4 protein-coding genes are annotated in these 8,451 nt (G+C 62.1%); 1 reads left to right on the forward strand and 3 read right to left on the reverse strand.

Features of this window, described 5'->3' with window-relative positions:
* Window positions 1–2: 2 nt before the first annotated feature.
* The 3 genes from traI to EKL29_RS19925 all read right to left on the reverse strand — a co-directional run bounded on the left by traI (window position 3) and on the right by EKL29_RS19925 (window position 8,178).
* A complete protein-coding gene (traI, locus tag EKL29_RS19915; protein WP_096073992.1) occupies window positions 3–5,141 on the reverse strand; it encodes a conjugative transfer relaxase/helicase TraI in 5,139 nt (1,712 codons plus the stop codon).
* An 8-nt stretch (window positions 5,142–5,149) separates the two neighbouring features.
* A complete protein-coding gene (gene traD, locus EKL29_RS19920) occupies window positions 5,150–7,306 on the reverse strand; it encodes a type IV conjugative transfer system coupling protein TraD (protein ID WP_084884196.1) in 2,157 nt (718 codons plus the stop codon).
* A gap of 173 nt (window positions 7,307–7,479) precedes the next feature.
* Window positions 7,480–8,178, reverse strand: a complete 699-nt coding sequence (locus EKL29_RS19925) for a DUF6012 family protein (protein WP_096073993.1) — start codon at window positions 8,176–8,178, stop codon at window positions 7,480–7,482.
* A 58-nt stretch (window positions 8,179–8,236) separates the two neighbouring features.
* On the opposite strand from EKL29_RS19925, the gene EKL29_RS19930 reads away from it, so the two are divergent.
* Window positions 8,237–8,451 (forward strand): IS1 family transposase (locus EKL29_RS19930; RefSeq protein ID WP_148104577.1); only part of this gene is annotated, 215 nt, incomplete at its 3' end.

An 8,451-nucleotide genomic window follows, 5' to 3' on the forward strand; every position in this document is an offset into this window, starting at 1 on the left:
GTCTACTCCAGCGTCTTTTGAGGTTTATGGCCAAACTCCGGCTCAGGTTCGCTGCGCTCGTGGCGCATCACGTTAACTTCATCGTTCATCATTGCGGTTCGGTCCTCACGCTCCGGCGACAGGTCGTAGTCGCGGTAATCAAAAGCCTCCTCTTCCTGCAGCTCTTCCAGCGCTGCTGCCAGCGCTGCCTCGCGCTCGCTTTCTCTGTCGTCCGGTGCGCTCCGCGCCTCTTCAGGCGCAACAGGCTCCGGCTCTTTCTCCTCCTGCCCCAGCGCGGCCTTAACGGCTTTCTCCAGCGCCTCGGCTTCGCGGCGGTCCAGCTCCTCCCCACCCGACGTCGCTGCTGCCGACGCGCCTCTGGCATCCGGACGTTCACTGTGGTCAGCAGAGAGCACGACAGGGCTTTCCGGGTTGTCCTTCATCAGCTGCAGCGCCTGCGCGACATCCGCGGCTTCCAGCACCTTTCCGTGCTTTTCCCCGCGCTGCAGCACGATGCGACTGCCGTCCGCTGCCCCTTCATAGTGGGCGGCTGAAAAGTCTACTTCCCCGGTGGAGGGGGATACCGGAACGTGCCAGTTTCCGCGCTGCCGGCCGTGCTCGTTGATAACCGGCCACAACATTTCCGGCGTTTTCCCGGCCATAAAGCGTGCGTCCACCGTCAGGTCCTGATCCACCCGGTCCGCCAGGCGCGTGCCTGATACCGGCAGGCTTTTGTCCCACGCCTGTATCTCCCGATCTGCCCGCACGTCTTCTGCCCGCATCAGCACGTCGTGCACCGTCTGGCGCCGCCCGCTTTTACTCTCCACCTTCGCTGCCCAGCCAGAAAGATTGTCGAAGTAGGTCTGAACGTGCTCCTTTGCCCTTGAGAGCTCTACGTATGTGCTGTCCAGCGCCGCCATGCGGCCTCTGGCGCCCTCTTCACCAAACAGGCCGATAAGGTACTTCACGGACGCGCCCTGCGAACTGTAGGTGGTGACGGCGTAGCCGTAGTCCATGTGGCGGTCGGCGTAGCGCGCGGCAGGATCGAATGACAGTTGCCGGTCGCCGGTATCGATGAGAATTTTTCCCTCCTCCGTAATGCCTGACACCACGGCCATGTCGCTGGCGCGCACGTTGCGGTCGCGGTCCGTTGCCGTCAGGCGAACTTTCTCACCGGTGCTGATTTCCCGCTCAACCTCTTTAAACACGGCAACATCCTCCTTGCGCAGCTCTGCGGGTCTGATCCAGCGGTCCGGCGCGCCATCAAGCCCCGCCATGCGCACCACGCCGCTTTCCTTATCCGTTTCCTCTACCCTGAAATACTGCTCGCCCCGGCGCACAACGTTGCCCTCCTGCGCCTCCCAGAACTTTTGCCGGCCCAGATCGGCATTGCTGTTGTTGACGCGTACCAGCAGCGGCACCGTGACGCCGTCACCCAGCGCCCCCTGTGCCTGCAGCCGGTTGTGCACCGCGCTGTTTATGGCCTCGCGGTCGGCGTTGAGTTCCGCCACGATGAGCGTATTGTCGCGCGCCTCCGGCGTCCGCCCGCTGTAGTCGTCTGCAATCATACCGATCAGGTCCGGACCCTCTTTGTCTGCCGGGGCCTGGCCCGGCCCGCTCGTCTCGTCAGCCACAGCCATCGTCTTGCCGTCCATCGCGCTGCTTTCAGGCACGTACGCGTCCGGCTGGCGCGGCACGCTCTGCGGGCTGGTATCTGCCGTGATGCGGACCGCCTCACGCACGTTGCCGGCAATAACCGCCTCCACGGCGGGCTTCAGCGCGGGGATCTGACGCACAATTTCCTTCATCACCGCCACGTCTGCGGCGCTGCGCTCAAGGGCCAGCGCAAACGGCGCGCCGGACTCCAGGGACTTCAGCTGGTCCTGGTCACCGCTCAGCACTGCACGGCCGCCGCCTTCGGCAATCACGTCCATCAGAGAGGCGAGCTGGGCGTTGCCGTTCATGGAGGACTCATCGATAACGAACACGGTGTTGCGGAAGTCGCGCGCCTGTCCGGCGGCCTGCCACTGGCTGCTTTCGCTCAGAAAACTGGCGATGGTCTGCGCCGGGATACCCGCGTCAGACAGCTCGCTGACGGCGCGGTGCGTGGGTGCCAGCCCGCGAATGTCCGGGGCGTTGTCTGCGGCGGCGAGTGCGGCTGCCACGGTGCGGAACTGCGTGGTTTTCCCCACCCCCGCATACCCCTGAATGGCGGTAAAGCGATCGCGGGTAGTCAGAATGAGGTTGCCCGCCTCGCGCTGGCCGTCCGTGAGCCCGGCGGCTTTCTCCTCACTCAGGCCGCCGGCCAGCAGGGGTTTTACGCTGTTTTTTCCTTCGGCAACGTGGCGCAGGATGGACACCTCATTCTCAAAGTTCTCGCGGGAGATGTACTTCCCGGCCGCGCCCTGCTCCCCGCTGAGTTCAAAAATCTCCCCGCGCTGCACCAGGCGTGACAGCTCCTCCTGCGCGCGCTCGGGCGTGATGCTGCGGTCGGTGTTAATCACCCCGGCCAGCGCCCGGACGCCCGTGAACGTCACGTCGGTGCCGGTGGCTTTCTCGATGGCCAGCCGCATCGCGCGCTCCGGCTGCGACATCTTCCGGGACTCCAGCTCCCGCAGGGCGTCCGTCAGCTCGCTTTCCCCGGCGAGCGATTTGATGCCCTGCGTCACGCTGACCACCGGGCGGTTTTCCTCCAGGCGGCGGCCGATGGTGGCCTCGTCCAGCGGGGTGAATGCAATCACGTCCGAGCCGCTGCGGCGCAGCATGTTTACGGTCGCGTCGTTCACCTCCTTGCCCGCCAGCACCGCCACCACGCGCCCCTCCGTGCGACGCGTGGCGCCAAAAGACTCGGCGTAGGCGTAGTCCGCGTAGAGCGGCGCGTTGCGGTCGAGCCTGACGCGCTCGCCCTTTGCGTTTTCCATCGTGATGGTGTCCTTAAACAGCCAGCGCCCCTCCTTCACGCCGGTGACGGTCAGCCGCTCCCCGCTGCCGGCCCGGCTGCCGAGATCGGCCGTGGCGCGCAGCTGCTCGCCCTCGCGCAGCTCCAGCTTTTTCTCCCGGTAAAGCCGGTAGTGGCTGTCGATGCTGCTGATGCTCACGCCCTGCGTCTGCCCCTTTTCGTCTTTCAGGGTCAGCAGGTTATGCCGCTCGCTGACGCCGGCGATGGTGAACACCGACTTCTGGCCCTGCCCCTCGTGATGCTCCAGCACCATGCCCGCGCGGTAGACGCTGCGGTCGTTGCGGTTGCTGGCGTCCAGCCACACCGGCACCCGCACCGTGGCTTCGCCCAGCACCCGGCCGAGCTGCCCCTCGTCGGCGAGGATTTCCCGGGTCCGGATCGTGAGCTGGTCGCGCGTGCGCGCGTTGCCCGCCTGCAGCGACACCTGCCGGCCCTGCGCTTTTTCCTGCGCGTAGTAGCGCGCCGCCACACTGAGCCGGTCCTCCACCGTGTCCTTCTGCACCATCGTCACGCGTACGTTTTCGGTCTTCGGTGAAGCGGTGAACTGTTTCACGCCCGCCGCGCTCAGCACTTCCGACGCAAAGCCTGCCGTGCGTCGGGCATGAGTATCGGTCACCAGCGTGGCGCCATCGTGCTGCGCCGCCGTCTTCAGCACGTCGTGCAGCCCGGAGGTGTTAAAGCGCTCGGCCTCCGCAACCAGCACCAGCGGGCGCGCCGGCAGCTCAGCGCTTTTCATCTCCTCCGCCGTCATAAGCTGTACGCCGGGCTTGTCGCCGAAGGTCGCCAGCTGGCGCTTGCGCGCGGCGCCGTCGGCGGCCACCACGACCAGCGGACGCCTGTTCTCGCTGGCCATTGCCATGATGCTGTTGTTGAGGTCGCTGATGAACTGCGTGCCGCCGCGCACGTCAATCAGCGACACCGCGCGATCGGCGTCGGCCACCTGCGCCAGCACGCCGCGCTCGCCCGCCGGCGCTGTGAGCCCGCCGCGCTTTTCCGCCAGCCCGGCGGCCAGCTGCGACAGGCGCGCCTCGTCGCGAACGTGGGCGGCTGTGGTGAACAGCGTCTGGTTTTTATCCACGGCGATAAGCTGGCCGTGACCGATGGCGCTGTCAATGGCCTTACGCGCCTGCCCGTAAACGCCCTCCCTGACGGGTACATGATTGAGCACGCTGGTCATCACGTCGTCATAAGTCACGCGCACGCTTTTCGACGACAGCCTCTCGATGGCCTCCCGCACAGCGCCGTCGAGCACCGAAGGCGTGGCGGCTTTCTCTTCCTGCCCGGCGCTTTCGGCTTCACGCTGCTGCTGGCGCTCCGCCAGCTCCTCCCTGAACGTCTCAACATCAAAGCCGGTATCCTCAAGCACCGACTGCCAGTGCTCGCGCAGCGTCTCCGGGTCTTCAAAGTGCTTGGCCTGGCGGGAATCGAGGGCGGCCATGCTTTTCTGCTTCGCCGTCGCGTTTTCGCCGACCAGATCGAGAATGTCCTGGCGGCGCGAAGAAAACGGCTTCACCGGCACGCCGGTGATGTCCCACTCCCCGCGCGGCCCGGTGTCCTCGGTCTGGTAGCCCGCAGGCTCAATGATGGACCGGTAGTGGCCACGGTAGAGCGCCCCGATGCTCACCTGCTCGTTCCAGACCACGTCGGTAAAGCCCTGCTTTCCGCTGATGTCGGTGGAAAGGGTTTTCCAGCCGTTTTGCGAGAGCGTGGCGTTGGCCACAACCGCATGCGTGTGCATCTGAGGTTCAAGGTTGCGGCTGGTGTCGTGCATGAAGGTCGCGATCACCAGGTTGCCGGTTTTCTCCATCTCGGTAATGCCGTCGGTCATGGTGCGCGTGGTGGCGAGTTTCTCAACTTCGTCCAGCGTGCGGCGCACCGCCTCCTTGTGTGCATCCACGAGAAAGGTGTCGCCGGTCACGAGCGCAAGCACCGAGGCGCTCTTGGGTGCGGAAAATGTCAGGTCGTAGCCCGGACGGTGTTTATTGACTCCACCCTCCATGCGGCGCATGTCGGTGCCGTCCGGTAGCTGGCCTTCCAGCACCGCGACGAAGGTGTCCCGGTTAACCGGGCCCTCAAGGCCCAGATTTTCCGCGCCCGTGCCGTACCACTCCGTGGACTGCTCGCCGAGGAAGTAATAGTTGTCTTCGTTGGTGTAGTAGGCGCCGGCCTTACCGGCGCTTTTGACTGCAGAGACTGACAGCATGATTCACCTCAGTTACGGTCCAGACCAAAATCCGTGCCGTTATGTTTAACCACGTCCATAACCTGCAGGCGCTGCTCTGCCTCCTGCTGTGCGGCCGGCGCAGGCACTGTGGTTTCTGGGGATGGGGATGCTTCCGCTACAGGAGGCGGCAGCGCCACTACGCGCCCGCCTGCTTCGGCAGCTGCCGCCTGAGCCGCTGGAGACGACGCCGTAGCGTTTTCAGCGGGAGCCGTTGCGCTCTGCGTACCTGCAGCGGCTCCGGTGTTGCCCGCGCTCTGTTCGTCTTCAGGTTTTGCAGCCGCTACAGCTGCGTCACCGAACAGCCGCCCGACAATCTGGCTGGCCTTGTTGTCGGCGGTTTCGCCCGCAAGCGTTGCCTCGATGTCCGGGTCAAACACGTCCTCGACGTCGCGTGGAATACGCCCTTCAGCAATTTCGCGGTAGGGTTTCCAGGGCAGCTTCATGCGCACCACCGGCCACTCGCCCGGCAGGGTGATGTAGCACTCGAGGTCGTTGAGGCTCTGCACGTCGGAATAGCTGACCAGGAACTCGTTAACCTCGTCTTTGGAGAACTGCACGCCGTCGCGGATGATGTCGATGCCGTAGCTGTACTGATCTTTGAACTTCTTGTGACGCTGTTCGCCGATTTCCTTCTGTACCCAGTCCGCAATCGAGCCGCTGGGGGCACGGTAAAAGACGCGGGTGTTCAGCAGGTCCCAGATAGATTTGGCCGCGTTGGTGCCGTAGGTTTCTTCCAGCTGCGGGAAGTTCTGCAGACCGACAACGGTACAGCCACCAAACTTACGGCCCTCGGCGCAGAACTCCGGCAGAATGGGCAGCTTGTGCAGGGACGGCAGCTCATCCAGAAAAATCCAGATGCGGCGGTTACGATCGGCTTTCAGGCCCAGAATGCCGGACATGGTCATATAGAGCCACGCGCTCAACAGTGGCTTCAGTGCATTGTGGTTCTGGCCGTCACTGGAGATGAAAATCCACGGATTATCGCCGCTCGCGTCTTCGGTGTGCAGCCAGTCGCGGATGCTGAACGGGCGGCGGACCTGCTCATCCAGCCCTTGCAGGTAGCGCAGCGAGCGAACGTAGGTGGTCAGAATGGTGCGGATGGTCATCGCGGTTTTCTCGATGCTGCCATCCACCAGATTTGCCGCGTCCGTGCCCTCAAGATACTGGCGCAGATCAGCCAGGCTGATGGACATCAGCTTTTTCAACAGCTCACCGATGCTGCGGTTTTTATCACGTCCCATCCGGCGGGAGGCAGCCACAAACATAGAACGGGCTGACAGCACCCAGAACGGATCGCTGCTGCCGCTGCTGTCAGGTAGTAATGAGGTAGAAAAGTTCTCAAAATCGCCCACCGTTTGGCACTCTTCCCACAGATCCCAGAACGGACAGCGTTTATCGAAAGGACAAAGGATCTTGTCCTTATCCTGCCTATAGAAGGTTGGGATAAAGTTATTCCCTTTGTCGTAGATAATGACGCGGTCGCCTCGCGCGCGAAGCTGGCGCAGCAGGTCGTTCAGCGCGGTACTTTTGCCCGAGCCGACGGTGCCGTGGAAGCCGAAGTTCTGCATTTCGGAGTCTTTAAGGATGTGCAGACCGCAAATGCTGAGCGGGGACATCACGTCGGCTTTTTTGAGCAGGCGGTTCACTACTGCAGGGCTTGTCGCCAGAATGCGGCCGCCGGTGAGCTCACTCTCGCGCTGCTTCGCGCCCTTACTCCCGAGAAACCAGGTAATGCCGAGAATGGCGGCAACAAAGCAGAATGTGGCAATGCCCCAGCCGTAAAATGCGGCGTCTTTAACGCTTTCGCCCATCTGCACGAAGTACGGATCGTTCATCACCTGCTGAGCAGTGTGTTTAAACGCCACCACTTCGCCGTTGGGTCGCTCAAAATGAAAGGTCCAGCCGCTTTTAGAATTACCGCCGGAGAATTTCGACAGCGGCATGACAAACCACTTAACCAGCCAGTAGGCGCTACCGTGAATGAACTCCTGCAGCGTAAGGCGCAGCAGCATCCAGCTGAAAAATACCAGTGCAGAAAACAGCACAACCCAGTAGGAGGCGATATTCATGATCTGCACAAACATGCCGATCATGTATTTCATCACCTGGCCGCCCTGGGTAAAGTCGCGGGCGTTGAGGCTCATTGAAAGTCCTTTATGTGGAAACAGAGACGGGCGCGCAGGGCTGCGGGCAGGCAAAAGCCAGACAGAAAGCTGCGCGGGGTTTACTTACGGTGCGAACGTGCCCGGATGGGCTGACGTGATGTTCCGCCTCCTCCGCCAGACGCAGGGCGCGTCAGGCTGTGCGGCGGGCGGTCTCAGCTGACTGAAACCTGAAACAATGGCTGATTAATCTGGTCTTCAACAAACCGCTGATCAGCGTCACTCAGCGCGCTAAAACGCGTGGAAAACCTTCGGATGTAGTTCATCAGGTTGGTCGTGTTGGTGAAAAACACCGGACACACCGTGCGAACTTCCTGCAGAACGGGCTGAATGATCGAAGTAAACGCATCGAGCTTTCCGATCTCTTTTAGGTCGTTTTCAATAAGCTCCTCATGCTCCGTCAGTGGGCAGACGGTTACGCCCGGGAAGGGATACAGGACGCGCAGCGTGTCCGAATATTCCCGTACTTTGCAGTCAAACGCGTCTTCCAGTGCCGGTAACCGGTTATTGCTACGCATAGGCGAAAGCAGCCTTTCAGGCTCTACGGTAGCGGCAGTATAGTATTCGGTCTGCTGTCGGATAATCCCGGCCGGATCGGCACGACGCCAGATAGCCGGTTCGCGTGCGGACGGCCTGTCGCCAGCGTTCACGGTCAGGCGGGGCTGACAGGATGCCGGTATCCAGTTTCTGGCCTCAGCCGGGGTTTTATCCCGGAAGGGGGTGTTGAAAACGCCGTTCCACAAGTGAATAACGTCCGTTACTGCATCGTCATCGCCGACAATGTGCATATGCACGCGGTGCACGGACACCTCACCCTGAACGGCCCAGCGGGTTATCACGGTTATGTCCGTCACGTCGGTGATGCTGCCAACTTACTGATTTAGTGTATGATGGTGTTTTTGAGGTGCTCCAGTGGCTTCTGTTTCTATCACCTGTCCCTCCTGTTCAGCTACTGACGGGGTGGTGCGTAACGGCAAAAGCACTGCCGGACATCAGCGCTATCTCTGCTCTCACTGCCGTAAAACATGGCAACTGCAGTTCACTTACACCGCCTCTCAACCCGGTACGCACCAGAAAATCATTGATATGGCCATGAATGGCGTTGGATGCCGGGCAACCGCCCGCAT

It is taken from the genome of Pantoea sp. YU22, assembly GCF_003970755.1.
GTDB lineage: Bacteria > Pseudomonadota > Gammaproteobacteria > Enterobacterales > Enterobacteriaceae > Pantoea > Pantoea piersonii.